The sequence below is a fragment of the Dawidia soli genome (genome assembly GCF_018598185.1).
Taxonomy (GTDB): Bacteria; Bacteroidota; Bacteroidia; order Cytophagales; family Cyclobacteriaceae; genus Ohtaekwangia; species Ohtaekwangia soli.
The window spans coordinates 236,067-254,281 of sequence record NZ_JAHESC010000004.1; the positions used below are offsets into that span (position 1 = coordinate 236,067).

Genomic DNA, 18,215 nt, shown 5'->3' on the forward strand with positions numbered 1-18,215 from the left:
ACGATCAATCCGCAATGAACGGGATGCGTACCTGTTGGTACACCGGTTTGCGGATGTGCTCGCGCATGTTCCGGAAGCTCTCGAATGGACCTTTCGTGGCAAACAAGTTGATCAGCCATGCAGGAATGGCGCCTCCCGGATCGACATGCAACATATACTCCACCTGGAGCTCCGCGGGCGCTACCGGCTTGATGGTCCACTTGCCGTCGGCATGAGGCACGCGTACAACACCTTCCTTTTCGGGCACATAGTCGGGTTCGTTGAACGACTCAACGGTCATGATACGCGTCGAGGGGTCCTGCGTTACCCGGATGCGCGCGATGAAGTCGCGGTTGCTGGCGGGCCAGGGTACGCTGATCTCCGAATGGTATACGATCTCCTGCGGCGAGAGCTGTTTGAGCAGTGTACAGCTCTTGGTGCTATATACCCACTGGTCGGTGGCCGCTACGTCGAGGATGACGGCGGCCATTTGTGACATCGTGGCCTGGATCGAAAAGGATACTTTCAAAGCTTTGATCTCCGAGCCGGCGACCGACCGCATGTAGATCTTGATCCCCTCTTTTTCGTCGCGCAGCTTCCAGTCTTCCTGGGCCGCGGCGAATTGAACGGGGTAGGTGAAAAAGAGTGTGACGAATAATGATGAATATACGCGCATGCGGGGGAATTCGGGAAGATAACGCATTGTAGTCGTTCGTAGTTTCTGAAATATTGGGATAGCCGGAGGGTGTTTTTTGCATATGCCTGTATTTCAGGCGACAAACTTGCATTTTCCGGCGACAAGAAAGAACCCCGCAGCGTATAAAAACGTATCATTGTAACGTTATTCTTTCAATATTTTCAAGAGAACTTCCCATGCAAACATTCAAATTTCCGCGCCCGGGGGCCCTGCTGGCCTGCTGTGCGCTGTTGCTCGTGGCGGTAGCCTGTCAGGACGACGACAGCAACACCTCCGACAACAACCAGCACGTAAACGACTGGATCCTGGAGAACATGCAAGCCTGGTACCTGTGGAACGACGAGCTGCCCACCGAGACCAACAAAAACCTCGCCCCTGCTGACTACTTCAGCTCTCTGCTATACGATGGCGACCGCTTCTCGTGGATCCAGGACAATTACCAGGAGCTGCTGAACTCGTTGCAGGGCGTGAGCAAAGAAGCCGGCTACGAATTCGCGCTGTACCGCGACAGCAACAGCCAAAACAATGTGATTGCCCAGATCCTGTATGTTAAACCCGATTCGCCGGCAGAAAAGGCAGGGCTGAAACGCGGCGATATCATTACCCAGGTAAACAACACGACGATCACCATTTCGAACTATCAAACGGTGTTGTCGGCCCTGGATGAAAATCACAGCGTGACATATCGCGCCCTCGACGTAGAGAGCGAAAGCCTGGCCGATCCCGCCACGGTTTCGCTCACCACGCAAGAGTACCACGAAAACCCGAACTACTTCCACTCGGTGATTCAGACCGGTGACCACAAGATCGGCTACTATGTCTATAACTTCTTTGCTTCAGGCGCCGGCAGCGGCAACGAGTATGACACCGAGATGGAATCCATCATCAACGGCTTTAAAACAGCCGGCATAACAGACCTCGTACTCGACCTGCGGTTCAACAGTGGTGGCTCCGAAGTATCCGCCCTGAGCCTGGCCAGCTTGCTCGGAGCGGACGTCGACAACACAAAGGTCTTTATGCGGAAAGAATACAACGACGAAGTAGAACAAGAGATCCTGAACGATCCGGACCTGGGCCCCGGCATTCTCACAGTCAACTTTACAAGTAAAGCCGCCAACGTGGGCAGTCAGCTGCAAAACCACCGGCTGTATATCCTGACCGGCTCGCGTACTGCTTCTGCCAGCGAGCTGATCATCAACGGCCTGCGTCCGTACATGGAGGTGTTACTGGTGGGTGACACGACGTATGGTAAGAATGTTGGCTCCGTCTCGCTGTACGACGACAAAGACGCGACCAACAAATGGGGTATGCAGCCCATTGTCGTGAAGGTATATAATTCACAGAACCAGTCGGACTACGACGGGGGCTTCTACCCCAACATCATCGACCCCGACAACGCGCTGCTGCTGTACCCACTGGGCGACACACGCGAAGCCCTGCTGGCCAAAGCCATTGGCCACATTACCGGCGAGGGCACGATCGGCCGCACCGGCCTGGCAGACCGCCCGCTGATTGCGCACTCCCTCGATCGCAAGAAACGAAGCTTCCAGCTCACCGTCGACGATCGTGTGTTCCGCACGCTGACAAAACAATAATTAGCGCAAGCTGCTATAGAAAAAGGGTGCCCTTCATACCGAAGAGCACCCTTTTCTATTCGTTACGGGTGAACCTTTACTTTGCCGGCGCCAGCGCTGCCTGTTGCAGTATCGCGTTGACATCCGTCTCCGCGCCCCACTTCTTGTTTGCGCGCGGCCCCATCACCAATTTCAACTCGCCGCCTTTTACAATATCGGCATGCGTGATCCACGGTCCGTCCAGACGCTTGCCGTTCAGGAATGCTTCCTGGATAAACTTGTTCTGCTCGCTACACCCCGGGGCCACCACCTGAAAGTCCTTTCCATTGGGCAAGTGTATCGTCGTGTTCTCGAACACGGGGCTGCCGATGGTATACAGCGGAAGGCCCGGCACGACCGGGTAAAATCCCATACACGAAAATACCACGAACGCCGACATGCCTCCACCGTCTTCGTCGCCCGGTATCCCGAAGATGTTATCGGGGAACCACGTATTCAGCAGCATGCGGATCCGCTTCTGGGTCTTCCACGGCGAGCCTGTAAAATTATAAAGGTAGGGAATGTGGAAGCTCGGCTCGTTACCCATAGAGTATTGTCCGACGATACCCGTGAAGTCGGGAAACTTCGCCCAGGTCTCATACTTGCTGCGGCCCAGGCTTTCCTGAAACAACTGATCCAGGCGTGCTTCAAATGCTTTTTCACCACCCATTAGCGTCATCAGCCCGGGAATATCCTGCTGTACCTGCCACAGGTAGGTCCAGCCGTTGTTCTCGTCGTAGTAGTCACGGCCGCCCATGCCCCCGTCGAACGCCGGGTCGATGTCGATCCATTTGCCCATGGCATCCTTGGGCAGGAAGAAGCCCTTCTCGGCGTGGTATAGATTCTGATAGTTTGCCGACCGCTTCAGGAAGAGCGCATGGTCGTTCTTGTTTTTCACAGCCAGCGCCAGCTGCGACAACGCCCAGTCGTCATAGCTATGCCCCAATGTAATGGCTACTGCCTGTCTGCGCTCAAAAGAGTGCACGGCCGCTACGGTTTCCTTCTCGCCCGGATGCAGGGCAGGGTAATATCCTTTCTGGTGATAGAACGAATCCAGCGAGCAGGCCGGCCCGTTGCGCCACGGCAGCATGGTAGCCTGTGTGGCGTTCTTCTTCGCCGCCTCGTACGCCAGCGACAGATCAAACGGCTGAATGCCCTTGCGGTATGCGTCCAGCAGCGTAATGGTCGAGTGGAAGCCATTCATGCACGGGTTGTCGCCCCACAGCAGCGGGAACGTCGGCAGCCAGCCACTCTGTTGGTACATCTTCAGGTAGGAGGCGATCATGTCTGCCTCCTGGGCCGGGTTGAGGATCGTACGCAGCGGATGATGCGCCAGGTAAGTGTCCCACACCCAATCGTCTACATAGAACGGGCGGCTATCGTCGTGAATGCGCTGATCGTAGTGACTATAGTATTTACCATCTTCGGTAATATTGACCATACGCTCCTGGCACCGGTATAACGCGGTATAGAACGTACGCTTCATCCTGTCCGTGCCACCCTTTACTTCGATCTGGTTCAAGACTCCCTCCCACGCTTTCTTCGCACGTTGTTTATTGCCTTCGAAGTCCCAGGCGGGTTGCTCCTTGGCCAGGTTCTTACGGGCCTGCTCTTCGCTGATAAATGAAATGGCATATTTAAACTCGATCACACTGGCACCCGTCTCCGCCCACGACATGCACGCCTGACCTTTCGCAGTCGTCTCGCGACAGGCAGTATATACACCCGGTTTGCTGAACTCGCCGTATACCCAGGCGGTCATGCCCTTTACCTCCTCCGTGCCCGACACGGCGCGGTCTGATACACGCTGCCAGGTACCGCCCTGCGCGATCTGCAGGAATACATTCTTGGTGGTGCCGGCCGGAAAGGCCATACGGAAGTGCCCGGTCTTGGCGCCGGGTACAAAGGCGATCTCAATTTCGTCCTGGTCGAGCCATTCCGAATAATAATACGGCGTGAGTACCTCGTTCTCGGGGTCCCACGTAGCACGCGGCGGCGTAGCGCCGGCCACCGCGGCGCCGGTATAGGGCATGATGCCGAACAGGTGGCCCTGACGATGCGAGACCAGCGACAATGGAAATGTACTGATCTGCGGATCGAGATGATCTTTCCTACCAGGGTAAGATCGTATCACCTGGTTCGGCAGTTGCGCCGTGGGGCGGGTGGGTTCCAGCAGGTGGCCGACGTTACCGACACGGGGGTCGACCCAGGAAAGCGGCGCCTGGGCGTGGGATACCGATGCAAGTAAAAAAGCAGCACAGAGGCTTGCAGCCGTGCGGCGGGTGGCAGTTGGTAGCATAAAAGGCTTGTTAAATCGATTCAGCAACGGATAAAGATAGATACCTTCTATCGAAGACAAAATACCGCTGGTGGGATAACACCGAAAAAAGACCGGTTGCACAGTCCGGAAAGACGGTAAAAATAGAAAGAGGCTGCCGCTGAGACAGCCTCCTTACTTCCCATTTTTTATTTTCCCTAGTGGGGGATGATTTCCACTGTACCGAGGTCGGTAACCTGGCCGATCTCTACACTGACATTTTCTTTTTGCGTGCTTTCAAAACCGCTGTTGGGCACAAATGAAACCGTATACATCCCGGCAACAAGCCCGCGCAGCAGGAAATGTCCCGTGGCGTCGGTATAGGCTGTCGCCAGGGTGTCGGTTTCTTGGATGGCATATACCGCCGGGGTCGATGCTACCGGAGATACGACACCTCTTATGGCACCGTCCTGTGCTTCAGGGATCGTGCGGATTACAGGCTTCAGCTTGTACTGTCCGCTGCCGGTAAGCAACACCGACCGGGCCACATCGAAATCAAGCAGGATCTTGTACGTGATGTCCTCGACAAGGGTCTGATGCACTTGCAACTTCAAACCCGATTGCTGGCCGCTGGGCACATCCAGGTCAAACACCTTATCGCCGACCTTCAGGGTGTTATCGCTGCCAAGCTTCAACCGGATCTGCGAGATCTCGCCGGGAGGAATAGAGATCTCACCCAGCAAAGTATCCAGCCCATTCGTTAGCGCCAGCAGGTTGTAAACGCCCCCGCGAACAGACAAGCTCTTCCACCCCGCATCGTCGTCGCCGTCTCCAACGTGTACCTCTACCCCTTCCACATCGATATTTACCTCCTGAAAGTCGCCGGGAGCATCCGTCAACCATACCTGGACACGGGCATTCTTCTTCTCATCCGAATCACAGGAAGTTGCGACGAACGCAAAGATCCCCATGACAACCAAAATTAATCCTACATGCTTCATACTGGTAGTAAGTTGTTTGTACCGCTAAATTCTTCATAAAGCCTACAACGGAAGCTGCACGAACCGACCAAACGAAGTTATAAGCCGCAGACAAGCATTTCGCAGCGTTCACGCCAGGCAGAAGCAATCGTTCTGATATCCTCTATTTTCTTTTATCGAAACTCTTTCCCGAAGTGGCCTCAAGTCCGCTATTGAACCTCGCGACTGACGCCGGCCTGCCCGCCACAGCTTCAGCGAAGGCGGGCGTTCGAACCAGCCAACGCACCCGACAAAGCATATAAAAGCAAAAAGGCCATCTCTCACAAGACGGCCTCTCAATCATCAAAATCAAAAATTACTTCTGCGCGCCGAACACCTTCTTCAAAAGCTCCGTCGAACGCGCCCCCGGATCATCACGGATCAACTTCTCCTCCTTTGCAACCATCACAAACAATCCATCGATAGCCTTCTCCGTAGCATACTCATCCAGGTTCGGATTTACTTTCGTCACCATCGGCAGCTTGTTATACGCATTCACAAGATCTGCATAATACTTCGTAGCGCTCACCTTCTCCAACGCCTGTTGAATAACAGGCTTGAACTTCGTGGTCAGTTGAGGCGACGTGGTTTTGTCCAGGTACTGCGTGGCGGCATCGTCTTCGCCTTTCAGGATGTTCCAGGCATCCTGGATGGTCATCTGCTTGATGGCCGATACGAAGATGGGCTTGGCTTCTTTGGCGGCTTCTTCGGCGCCGCGGTTCAGGGCGAGGACAAATTTATCGACCTGGGCGCCCATGCCGATCTGGCGCAGCTTGGTTTCCACCTGTTTGACTTCGGGCGGAAAAGGAATTTTGATCTCAGGATTTTTAAAATAACCGTCGGTTTTCGACACCAGGTCCGATCCCTTCGAGGCACCGTTGGTGAGGGCTTCTTTGAGGCCCGCGGCAACCTCTTCGGTCGTCGGCGTGCCGCCCCCCTTGAGGGTCTTCTTCAGCTTATCCAGGTTCAACTGCGCGTGGGCGAAGCCGCTGATACAAGCAAACAACAGCAATAAAACAGCATGTCTCATGTAAAAAAGTTTAGTTGGCAGCATTAATGCAACCGCCCGGTACCTTGTAACCCCGACGGTTCATACCATCTATCACAAACCCTGCCATAAAAACAGCGGAAGTGTGAGAGCGGGAACAAACAGACTCACGCTGTTTTTTCTTCGCTCTCACACGCACACTTTTCTCTGTCCAGCCTCTGTACCTGGCGCGAGTCTCAGCCCCGCCCCCGGGGCGAAGACTTGTCCGCCAATTGGCGGATTGTTCCAGTCTCCAGACTGGCATATTCCCTTGGTAACTTCTTACTCAATCGTAAACACCTGGCCCTCCGTCACTCCCCGCCACGTATCCGTGCGGAACGGCGAAGCCGGAAAACCTTCTTTATTATACAGGTTATCATCCCAGGGGTTGTCCGACCAGCCAAAGCGCACCGACACCGGCTTCGCCACCTCATCCGAAGAGACAACCACCTCGTTGCCCTGCAACCAGGCCTTGGCATAATAGAACTTCTTATCCTCCCCCGCTACCTCAAAGCCGCGCAGGTATCCATACTTATCCTGGATCACCAGGCCACCGCCCAATTCGGTAAAGGTCAGGAAGGCTTTGTTACCTTCGAAGCGCACCGACTGATACGAAGGGCCGGAGTATACATTGTTCTGCGCGTATACCTTGTTCAGTGCAATGGCCGCCAGGCGCTTACCCACATCCTGTTTATTGCGCGGGTGAATATCATATGCCTCGCCCACATCCGTTGTTACCGCCATGCCCGTGTTCGGCAACGACAGCGTCATACGCTGTGCCTCGCGCAGCTCCGCCCAGGCGCTCGTACCCTGCGGATTGGCACCGCGTGTTGCTTCGTATGCCGCCAGCTGCACGAAGTAGAACGGAAAGTCGCCCTGACCCCACCGGCTCCGCCAGTCCTTGATCATCAACGGAAAGGCTGTGCGGTACTGATACGCGCGGCCCGCATTGGACTCGCCCTGGTACCAGATCGCCCCCGCAATGGTATACGGGATCAGCGGGTTCAGCATCGCATTGAACAACAGCGTCGGGAAGCTGTTCGGCCCCACGGAGCCGCCGCCATCCGCCACACGCTCTACATTGAATTTCCACGGACCGGCCAGCGCGATCCGTGCTTCAGACGCTGTCGTGACCACGAGTGCCGCCGGCTCGTCCCACAAGCCGCCGCCACCACCGGTATCTTCCACGCGCACCGCGATCACATTCTTGCCGGCTTTCAACAAGCCCGCGGGAATGCGGTAGGTTCTCTTCCGGTCATAGCCGGCGGTCTTGCCCACCGGGGTTCCGTTAACGAAGGTTTCGTCCATATCGTCGATGGCGCCCAGGCTCAGCACGGCCTCTTTACCGGCGTCGGCGTCGCTCACCGTAAAGGTTCTGCGGAACCACACGATCCCGTCCAGACCGTCGAGGCGTTGGTTCTCCCACGCCCCGGGAAGGGACATCGTGGGCCACGATTGGTCGTCGAAGGCCGCCTCGCTCCAGGCAGCTACATTCGTAGCCGGCACGATGATGTTCATCTCTTTGAGCTTGGCCGTCGTACGCTCTTTGCGCTGGGCGGCATACGACTCGAGATCGATCGTAGGCAATGTCCCGATCATGGACTTGAACTCCTCGCTCTTCTCGAACGCTTCCCGGCTGGTCCACGTCTCGCTGTGCGTACCGCCCCACGACGTGTGGATCAGGCCGATCGGCACATGAAGTTTATTATACAGATCGCGGGCAAAGAAATAGCCCACAGCCGTAAAGTTACCGGCCGTTTCCGGCGTGCAGGATCTCCAGTCACCGCCCGCCACGTCGGCTTGCGGCGTAGAAGCAATGGATTTTTGCACCAGGAACTGACGGATCTCAGGAAAGTTGGCGGCCTGTATTTCAAGCGTTGCGTTCTTGGCGGCCGACAACGGCCACTCCATGTTGGACTGGCCCGAGCATACCCACACCTCGCCGACCAGAACGTTTTTAACGGTCAGGCTGTTTTTTCCTTTCACGGTCAATTCATAAGGCCCGCCGGCGGCTTCGGCCGCCAGCGTGACGGTCCACTTACCCGTCTTGTCCGTTTTTAGTTTTTTAGATTGTTTGTTGAACGATACCGTTACATTTTCGCCGGCATCGGCCCAACCCCATACCTGGATGGGCTTGTTGCGCTGCAATACCATGTTGTCGGTAAAGATCTTCGGAAGCTTGACGTTTCCGTAGGCGTATGCCGTCATGCAAAGCACCGCCAGGGATAGGACTAATTTTCTCATAATAGGATGAAAATGAAAATTTTGCCACGAAAAAACAACTGAAAGTACACCACGGAAGGTTAGTATGAGCGCGGAAGCGCCCATACTTTTTGCGCCGGCAAGCGCAAGCCGCGCGCAGCGCGTAACCATAGACGCTGGCGCGAGTGTTAGCCCTGTCGCAGGGTGGACACTTGTCCGCCGGCTGGAGAATTGCCCCGGTCTCCAGACCGGCATACAAAACCCCAACGCACGTTAGCCCAATCCATAAAACAAATGTTAGTATATTCGCCGCAGCTGAATATAACGATTATGCGTGTTCTGGTATGCGATGACGACGAGGTGGTGCTGAAGGTGGTAGAGGTGATCCTGCGGGAGCAGGGTTACGAAGCCGTCCTGACCCGCGATGGCCTGGAAGCACTGTCGGCGCTCGACCGGGGCGAGCACTTCGACCTGATCATCACAGACATCCACATGCCCTACGTCAACGGCGACGATATCCTCAAGCGCGTACGCGAAGAACAGGGCAAGCCCACGCCGATCATCATGTTGTCATCCGACGGCGAAGAAGAAGTGATAGCACTGGCCCTCAAACAAGGTGTTAATGAATTTCTGGTAAAGCCGGTCAACACGAACGACCTGCTCAAAAAGATCCGCAAGCTGCTAGGCTGATTGCGAACGATGATCGGAAACAGAACGGGCCGGTGTTGAACGTACCGATGCATACGCCCGCGTCACTTCGACAACCCGCTGCCGCACGGCAACGATCACCACACGCGCCACCAGGTACAGACCGGTGGACAACGCCACCAGCGCGACCAGCTTCTCTGCACCGCGCTGCTCGGCATATATACCGATGCAGCACCAGGCGATCGTCAAGGGAAAGATGACATCACGATACCGGTTATGCACCGCATTTGCCAGCATGGCGACCACCAGCACCGCCAGGATCGCCACGACGTTTTCGCCAAAAGGCACGCCATCATAGCCGATCGACTTCAGCCAGACACCGGCATACATCACCGTGCTGAACGTCAGCCACGCCGCGGCGGTAGTAAAGGGCAGCTGGATCCATTTGTACTGACGGTATAGTGTCGTGCTCATTTCCTTGCGAATGCGCGTAAAGACGACCAGCGATAAGATCAGTTGTCCTATTTGCAGCACCCAGGCGATGAACAGGTACTCGTGCGTAAACGCGTAAAGCCACACCATCGACAGGACGGACGAATATATCACAGGGCGGGCGATCTTATCATAAATGGGAATGTAGCGCTGGGCCGGCAGCAACTGATAGCCGGCATATACCAGCAACGAGGCGGCGATCACCGCCACCACCGAGAACGTATATGTAGCAGGAATAAACAGATGCTCATGCCGGCCGAAGATCGCGCTTACGGGGATCGCCTCTCCCGGAAAGAAAGTATGGAAAACCGTAAGCCCGATGCTCAGCAGAAGCGCCGGTAAAGCCAGCCAGCGCCAGCAACGCATGTAATGATCTTTCATATATAGACGGTATTACTGTACGATTGACAAATTGAAAATTTCATGCCGGGTAAACGGACCGGGATGCCGCAGGGACGGCACGTACTCCGTACGGCAGCGATTGTAGAAATAAGTCTACTTCCCCCCAGGTTGTAGTAAAATGCGGCTGATTTTATGGGGTTTCACCGACGGCAACGCTGTTTTCGGGCTGGCATCTTTATAGTAGCATTACCGATAAGACCAACTGCTTGGAAACCATGAAACCCTCTATAAAAAACTTCAGAATGCCGCGAGCATTATACCGAAAACCATACAGCACCGGAGACCCGATCAAGAACTACATCCTGCTGCTTTTGATCCTAATGCTGCTCTCGGCGTTTGTCTTAGGCAGCTGCAGTCCACCCCAAAAGAACCGGCCAGCACCAACGGCTGGCGCAAGTCTGAGCGAAGCGGTGACTTGTGCCGCGACGGTAGGCAGTTTGCAACTGCCGTCGAGCTAAGCTGCCAAGTCTAAAAATGTCTCCATTCACAAAAAATCAATGGTAATGCCCCGCCGGCTCGATATGGATCATAACATCCGTAAACTCGGGCAACGTCAGTTGGATGTGATCTTTCACCCGATGAGAGATCGCGTGCCCCTCCTCCACCGTCAGGTCCTTATCCACCCAGATATGCAGGTCGGCGTGTTTGAACACGCCCATTTTCCGGATATGACACTTCTCCACCAGGATAACCTGCGGCACACTTCCGGCCAGGCGGATCACCTCTTTATTTACGGTAGGATCCAATTCTTCATCCAGCAATTCACCCACAGCAGGCCGGAGGATACGATACGCATTCACCATAATGACTGCCGACGCAAAAAGCGCCGCCCAATCATCGGCTACCTCCCACCCTTCGCCACCGATGATCCCGATCGAAATCCCGATAAACGCTGCCGCGGACGTGATCGCGTCGCTGCGATGGTGAAACGCATCAGCCTTCACAGCATCACTTTTGATCTCGGCACCCGTCTTCAGCACAAACCGGTATAACAATTCCTTCGTAACGATCACCACGATCAAAATAATGAGCGTATACGGCTCGGGCGTTTTGTGCGGTGTGATCATGTTCTCGATGCTCTTTACCGCAATCACGACCGCGGCCAGCGCCATCGCCACCGAAACACCCAACGCCACGAGCGCTTCCATCTTGCCATGGCCATACGGATGGTCGTGGTCCGCCGGGCGCGACGACCATTTCAGGCCGAGCCACAGCATGGTAGAGGTCAGAATATCCGTCGTGGACTCGATGGCGTCCGCAATGAGCGCGTAGGAATTCCCCAGAATGCCGCCGATGCCCTTGATCAGCGCCAGGAGGGTGCTGACGATGATGCCGATCACCGTCGAGCGAAGGCCCTTGTGAGAGTTGGAAGTTTGCGCCACGCCGCTATTGTTGGGGCGCAATATTATAAAAAAAAACACCCGGTGCATGCTTTTATGCTACCGGGTGCCGGGCGTGTAGGGTATGAAACGTTTTTACTCGACGATGCCCTGTAATTTGTTCAACGCGATACCCGCCGCCAGGTAATCGTACACCGCTTCCAGGTAATTGGACTGCGCGGTAGACAGCGCCAGCTCGGCGTCTGTCAATTCCAGGCGTGCGGATATGCCGCTTTTGTACCGATATTGAATGATGGTGTAGCTCAGGCGCGCCGTTTCGCGTGTAACCGCCGCCGTTTCCAGGCGCGCAAACGACTCCTGCCGCGCGGCAAGTGCTTGGTGCACCGATGCCCGCAGCTGCTCGTGCGCATGTTGCTGCCGCAGTACCGCCTGCTGACGCGCCAGCGTGGCTTTCTTCACTTTGGCCTGTGACGAAAAGCCCGCAAACAACGGCACCGACAATTGCAACCCGACAAACGATGCCGACGGGTAGTATGCATGGCCGTAGTCAAAATCGTTGGTATGCGATTGCACCTGGTACTGCGCCACGGCCGAAAGCTGTGGCTTGCGCAGCGACGACGTCATGCGCACCTGCTGAGCCTCCAGCTGCTCTTGCAACGCCAGCGACTGGAAGTATGGATTGTTGCGCTTCGCCGTAGCGTATACTTCGTCTTCCGAAGGCGCCGCGTCCGGACCGGGTACGACAAGAGAATCCGTCAGGACAATATCTTGTAAAGAATCCACGCCGATGAGCGTCTTGAGCTGCAGCGTGCTGGTCTCCACGGCAAACGACAGCCGCACGAGCTCAGGTTCCAGGTTCCTCACCGCCGTGTAGGCACGTAGCGTATCGACCCGCAAGCCCTTACCCTGCAGCAACAGCGAACGAGCGTCTTGCAAGGCGCGGTTGTTGCGGCGGATGCTCTCCTGCTGCAGCTTGATGCGTTCGTTCAATACGAGGACCTTCAGATACGTTTCCCGCAGCGAGGCAAGTACTTCCTGCCGTCTGCCCTGCAACGTGGTCTGACTGGCGCGCGCTTGTAACCGCGCGTGGTGCAACGAAGGTATAGCCAGCGGGTTATAGATCGGCTGCACGGCCGACACCGAGGCGTTGAGCTGGTCCTTGCCGCCAAAGCGGCCGTAGGGCACTTTGCCCTCCGACGTGGTCTCGCCAAAGCCGAAGAACGGCGGCAGGTCGAAGTAGTGATTCACACCGGCCTGCGCGCTCACCGAGGGAAGGTAAAGCGCGCGGGCGACGATGCGTTGTTGGGCCGCTTGCTCGACGCCCAGCTGGCTTTCGAGGATCTCGCGGTTGTGCAGGTCGGCAAGCCGTACGGCTTCCTGCAACGACAGCGACTGTTGCGCCGCCGCCGGCCGTGTTGCGCCCACAACCAGGGCGAACAACAACGAGCGATAAATATACCGAAGTGGTTTCATGATTTCTGTGTTGTTAAGATCAGGCAATAGCCGCCGGGTTACTCCCCACCGGAAGCGGTGCGGGCTTCGCGGCATGGGCATACGGCCGGGAGAAGTAAGAATATACCGAAGGGATCACATAGAGCGTCAGGATCCCGGCGAAGATCAACCCGCCGACGACCGCGATCCCCAGCGAAGTACGGCTTCCCGACGATGTACCGAGCGACAACGCAATGGGCAGGGTACCAAAGATCATCGCGAGCGTCGTCATGAGAATCGGACGGAAGCGCGAGGCCGCAGCCGCCAGCACGGCGTCTTTCACCGAAAGCCCCTCTTCCTTGCGTTGGTTGGCAAACTCCACGATGAGGATACCGTTCTTGGTGATCAGACCGATAAGCATGATAATGCCGATCTCGCTGAACACGTTGATCGATTGGTTCGTGATCCACAAGCTCAGCAACGCACCGGTCAGCGCCATAGGCACCGTGAGCAGAATGATGAACGGATCGATCAGGCTCTCAAACTGCGCGGCAAGCACCAGGTAGATCAGCAGGATGGCGAAGATAAAAGCGAAGATCAGGCTCGAGCTGCTTTCCGCATAGTCGCGGCTCTGGCCGGCAAGGGCTGTGGTAAAGCCGGGAGGCAACGTAGCCTTAGTGATCTCATCCATTTCCTTGATCGCCTCGCCCAGGCTGACACCGGCGGCCGGTGTAGCCGAGATCGTAACGCTATACGATTGGTTGTAGCGGTAGATCGCCGGCGGGCTTACACTTTCCTTCATGCTCACCAGGTTGTCGAGCGATACCATCTCGCCGTTTTCGGCACGCAGGAACAACGAGTTCAGGTCGGCGGGCGCCGAACGTTCCTTGCGGTCCAGCTGGCCGATCACTTCGTATTGACGGTCGTTGTAGATAAAATATCCATAGCGACGACCGCTGAGCGCCAGCTGCAACGTGCGGCCTATCTCCTGCGTGGAGATGCCCAGCTGCGCAGCCCGCTGACGATCGATCTCGATGCCGATCTCGGGGCGGTTCACCTTAAAGTCAGGATCCTGGAAGCTCAGCTTCGGGCTTTGAACCACCTGGCCCATCAGCTTGGGCATGATCTCGATCAGGCTGTTGAGGTCGGGCGCCTGCACGATGTATTGCAGCGGCTGCGAGCTGGAGAAACCACCGATCGTCGGGATCTGAATCGGGATCACGATCACATTCCGGAACCGGCCGGACGCCGCGATCAGTTTTTCATAGATCTGCTGCTGCGTCAACCCGCTGACGCGGTCTTTCGGGTCTTTCAGGAACACCCACTGGAAACCGCCGTTGACCGGCTGCACAAGCGTACCGACAGACGCCGCGATACCCGCGTAGGTCCGGTTGCCGTTCAAATCAGGGATCGAGTCGGAGATATAGTTGTTGATTTCCTTCATGGTCTGCTCCATGCTTTCATACGATGTGCCTTCCGGCGCGATCACGGCCAGGCCCACCATGGAACGGTCCTCCAGCGGTGCAAGCTCCGACGGCAGCGACGGCGCCAGCCACCAGGCAATCGCAAAAGACACCAGCAGCGCCACGAATCCCAGCCAGCGCACTTTAAAGAAAGCATGCAACGAGCGTTCATACGCGCGGTTCAACCCTTCAAACCACGGCTCGGTTTTACGGTATAACCAGCCGTGCGACGCATTGGCCTTTAACAGGTATGCGCTCATCATCGGCGACAACGTCAGCGCCACGAAGGCCGACACCAGCACCGAACCCGCCACGACGATCGCGAACTCTTTAAACAACCGGCCCGTGATACCACCCAGGAACAGGATCGGCAGGAACACCGCCGCGAGCGTAACGGTCGTGGAGATGACGGCAAAGTATATTTCATCCGAGCCCTTGCGGGCGGCTTCGATGGGCGTCATGCCCTGCTCGATCTTACTATAGATATTCTCCAGCACCACGATGGCGTCGTCCACCACCAACCCGATCGCGAGCACCAGGCCGAGCAACGTCAGCACGTTGATCGAAAAGTCGCCGATGTACATGATAAAGAAGGCGGAGATGATCGATACGGGAATCGCCACGAGGGGGATGATCGTACTGCGCCAGTCGCGCAGGAAGATAAAGATGATCATGGCCACCAGGCCGAAGGCCAGGAAGAGTGTCTCTTCTACTTCCGACAGCGAATTGCGTACCGGTACGGTAAAGTCTTTTCCGAGGTTGATGATATAGTCTTTCGGCGCCGTCCGGACGATCTCGTCAAAGCGGGTCTTGAACTCATCTACGATCGCCAGCGAGTTGGCACCCCGTTGCGGCTGCACGCCCGTACCCACGCCGTAGCGCGCCGTCTGGCCCTCGCCCACGATCATGGCGGTGCGTTCGTTCTGCGACGACATGATGGCGGTACCGATGTCGCGGAAGCGGACAATGGCGCCTTCACTCTGACGCACGATCATGTTGTTGAAGTCTTCTTCCGTCACCAGCCGGCCCTGTGTGCGCAGGGTGACTTCGGTGTTATCGCCCTCGATCCGGCCACTGGGCAGGTCCACGTTCTCGCGTTGCAGGGCCACCTGCACATCGGCAGGAGTTAATCCATAAGAGGCCAGCTTGAGCGGGTCCATGCGCAGACGCATGGAGCGCTTGCGTCCGGCATAGGTGTCGACCAGGCGCACGCCGGGGATCGACTGCAGACGTTCCTTGATGTTGATGTTGACGAAGTCGGTGATGTCTTCCAGGCTTCGCGTATCGCTTTGCACCGTGAGGAACACCAGGAACTCGGCCGGGCCGGACTTCTCCACGATCGTCGGCTCGATGTCGGCGGGCAACTGCTGCCGGGACTTCGACACCTTGTCGCGCACGTCGTTGGCCGCGGCCTCCAGGTCGGCGTTCAGGTTAAACTCTACGGTGATGATACTGACTTGCTCGCGCGACACAGACGACAGCGCGCGGATGCCGTTCGCTTCCGCGATGGCTTCTTCTAAGGGCTTTGTTACCTGGGCGGCGATGATATCGGCGCTGGCGCCGGGATATACCGTGGTAACCATAACAATAGGTGAATCGGTAACGGGATATTCCCGCGTTCCGAGGAAGGTGTACCCGACGATACCGAATAGTACCAGCAGGACCGACATAACGCCGGCCAATACGGGCCGGGAGATACTTACTTGTGATATCGCACTCATGACGATTTTAAACTTGTGTTAGAGAGAGAATGGCCGGGCTTATTTGATAGAAGCAATCGCAACCGGGGCGCCGGGGCCAAGCCGCAGTAGGTTGCTGACGATGACGGTGTCGCCGGTGTTCAAACCTTTGACGATCTCCACAGAACCGGCGCTACGCTGGCCGATCGTAACCGGCACCGGCACCACCTGGTGGCTGCGGCTGACAAACACGGTGTATCCGCCTGCCGAGGGGATCAGCGCTTGCGAGGGCACGGACAAGGCATTGGCCGAGGTGCTCAACCCCAGGGTGATGCGCGCGCTTTGGCCGGGCAATAATGTACCTGCTGGATTCTGCGCGAGCGCCCGTACCAACAGCGTGCGCGTGTCCTGGCTCAGGCTTGCGCCTTTGGCAAATACCCGGGCAGTATAGGGCTGGTCGTCAGACGCCAGGGTGAAGTGCTGCTCGCTGCCGAGCTGGATGACGTTGGTATACTTTTCAGGAATGGAGAACTCTACTTTGATCTGGCTGTTGTCTTCGATGTCGGTCAATACCGTGCTGACCGAAACGATCGCCCCGGGGTGTGTATTGATCATGCCGAGCTGACCGTCGAAGGGCGCCACGATGCGGGTCTTGTCGATCATGACCTGCACCTCGTTGATCTGTGCCTGCAACACCTTCAGGTTCGTGATGGCCTCGTCGTAATCCTGCTGGGCGATGGCCTCTTTCTCCAGCAGATCTTTCAGGCGCTGTTCATTCAATACGGCCAGCTTCTCCTGCTGACGGAAACGCTCCAGTTGTGCCTGCAGGTCGGCATCGTCCAGGCGGAACAACAAGGTGCCTTTCTTCACACGGCTCCCTTCGCGCGCATTCACCTGTACGATCCTGCGGGTCAGCTCGCTGACGATATCGACAGCCTGGTTGGCGACGAGTGTACCGGTCACTTCCAGCTCTTCGCGAATGGCGTGCGGCTGAAGTATCACGGCGTCTACCGGCACACCGGCAGGCGCGGCGGCGGCCGCTGCAGGCTGTTCAAGATTCTCTGCTTTTGTAGTACACGCAGCGACAACCGCTGCGAGAAGGGCAAACGTGACGGCCCCCAACAGGGGAGCATACAACCGATGTCTATACGACTTGTTCATAGCTTAATTAATTGATTTATTTAAATTTTTCGATGTGTTTAGAAAAAAGGAGGCGAAGTAAAATTGTTCGATTGTCATATCCTAATACTTATTGACTTATTTAAATTATTCGATGTATAGGAGCAAAAAAATTACGCTTTCTTCAGCGACTCGAGGAACCCGATGTAGTCATCGAGCACTTTATTGTTGAGGCTGTACTTGACGTTGCGCCCTTCTTTTTCCGCTACGACCAATTCAATGTCTGTCAGCTGTTTGAGGTGGTGGCTGATGGACGGCTGAGCCAGGTCGATCATATCTTGAAGATCCGAGCAATACAGGCATTCTTCCTTCTTCCGGATCTCCTTCAGGATCTGCAACCGGTTGGGGTCAGCCAACGCCTTCGAGATCTTCTCAGCCTTCTTGATATTCACGCTTGTCTGTTTTGCTGGCAAAGCTACCGAATTCATCGAAATAATTCAATATATCCAGGAACGGGCCTTGGCCCCGGAAAGTTCTGACGTTTCAAAACTTTTTTATTTCCCAGGACACTAGCGGGTGTTAGCAATATCCCAGGAGACCGCCACCATCCACCAGTAGGGCCGACGCGGTACGGGCACCGGTGACACGCCTGCGCTTCGCTTGGCACAAGACACTGCCCTGCGCGCGCCGCGCGCAAAAAAAAGCAACGCTGGTTCGAGTCTTCCGACCGAAGGGAGGGCGACTCGGACCTGGCATGGGGGGGGGGGTGCGCCGCCCCCCCGGCCGGCTCATGATACACAAAACCCCGCCCCGCCACGTAGTGGAAGGGAGGATTGACGGGGGGGGG

13 protein-coding genes are annotated in these 18,215 nt (G+C 56.3%); 2 read left to right on the forward strand and 11 right to left on the reverse strand.

Annotated features, from left to right (window positions below; all coding sequences use genetic code 11):
• Positions 1–4 precede the first annotated feature (4 nt).
• Positions 5–682, reverse strand: a complete 678-nt coding sequence (locus KK078_RS04610) for an START domain-containing protein (RefSeq protein ID WP_254089077.1) — start codon at positions 680–682, stop codon at positions 5–7.
• Positions 683–852: 170 nt separating this feature from the next.
• Here KK078_RS04610 and KK078_RS04615 point away from each other — a divergent pair, with 170 nt between their 5' ends.
• Positions 853–2,271, forward strand: a complete 1,419-nt coding sequence (locus KK078_RS04615; protein WP_254089078.1) for a S41 family peptidase — start codon at positions 853–855, stop codon at positions 2,269–2,271.
• 76 nt (positions 2,272–2,347) lie between these two features.
• On the opposite strand, the gene KK078_RS04620 is transcribed toward KK078_RS04615, so the two are convergent.
• From KK078_RS04620 to KK078_RS04635, 4 genes are all read right to left on the reverse strand, one after another.
• Positions 2,348–4,588, reverse strand: a complete 2,241-nt coding sequence (locus tag KK078_RS04620; RefSeq protein ID WP_254089079.1) for a GH92 family glycosyl hydrolase — start codon at positions 4,586–4,588, stop codon at positions 2,348–2,350.
• A gap of 176 nt (positions 4,589–4,764) precedes the next feature.
• Positions 4,765–5,547, reverse strand: coding sequence for a DUF4382 domain-containing protein (locus KK078_RS04625; protein ID WP_254089080.1), 783 nt, complete (start codon positions 5,545–5,547; stop codon positions 4,765–4,767).
• Positions 5,548–5,881: 334 nt separating this feature from the next.
• Positions 5,882–6,595: a DUF4197 domain-containing protein gene (locus tag KK078_RS04630; RefSeq protein WP_254089081.1), complete on the reverse strand. Its 714-nt coding sequence runs from the start codon at positions 6,593–6,595 to the stop codon at positions 5,882–5,884.
• A gap of 279 nt (positions 6,596–6,874) precedes the next feature.
• Entirely contained in the window at positions 6,875–8,836 is a 1,962-nt protein-coding gene (locus tag KK078_RS04635; protein WP_254089082.1) for a sialate O-acetylesterase, read from the reverse strand.
• A gap of 288 nt (positions 8,837–9,124) precedes the next feature.
• On the opposite strand from KK078_RS04635, the gene KK078_RS04640 reads away from it, so the two are divergent.
• Positions 9,125–9,484, forward strand: coding sequence for a response regulator (locus KK078_RS04640; protein ID WP_254089083.1), 360 nt, complete (start codon positions 9,125–9,127; stop codon positions 9,482–9,484).
• Here the strand turns inward: KK078_RS04640 and KK078_RS04645 are convergent.
• From KK078_RS04645 to KK078_RS04670, 6 genes are all read right to left on the reverse strand, one after another.
• Positions 9,476–10,315, reverse strand: coding sequence for a hypothetical protein (locus KK078_RS04645; RefSeq protein ID WP_254089084.1), 840 nt, complete (start codon positions 10,313–10,315; stop codon positions 9,476–9,478). The genes KK078_RS04640 and KK078_RS04645 overlap by 9 nt on opposite strands.
• 515 nt (positions 10,316–10,830) lie before the next feature.
• Complete coding sequence (locus KK078_RS04650; protein ID WP_254089085.1) at positions 10,831–11,718, reverse strand: cation diffusion facilitator family transporter; 888 nt, start codon at positions 11,716–11,718, stop codon at positions 10,831–10,833.
• Positions 11,719–11,811: 93 nt separating this feature from the next.
• Positions 11,812–13,149, reverse strand: a complete 1,338-nt coding sequence (locus KK078_RS04655; protein ID WP_254089086.1) for a TolC family protein — start codon at positions 13,147–13,149, stop codon at positions 11,812–11,814.
• A 19-nt stretch (positions 13,150–13,168) separates the two neighbouring features.
• Positions 13,169–16,291 carry an efflux RND transporter permease subunit gene (locus KK078_RS04660; RefSeq protein ID WP_254089087.1) on the reverse strand — a complete coding sequence of 1,041 codons (3,123 nt, stop codon included), beginning with the start codon at positions 16,289–16,291 and terminating at the stop codon, positions 13,169–13,171.
• A gap of 39 nt (positions 16,292–16,330) precedes the next feature.
• A complete protein-coding gene (locus KK078_RS04665) occupies positions 16,331–17,410 on the reverse strand; it encodes an efflux RND transporter periplasmic adaptor subunit (protein ID WP_254089088.1) in 1,080 nt (359 codons plus the stop codon).
• A 131-nt stretch (positions 17,411–17,541) separates the two neighbouring features.
• Positions 17,542–17,820, reverse strand: a complete 279-nt coding sequence (locus KK078_RS04670; RefSeq protein WP_254089089.1) for an ArsR/SmtB family transcription factor — start codon at positions 17,818–17,820, stop codon at positions 17,542–17,544.
• Positions 17,821–18,215: the final 395 nt, after the last annotated feature.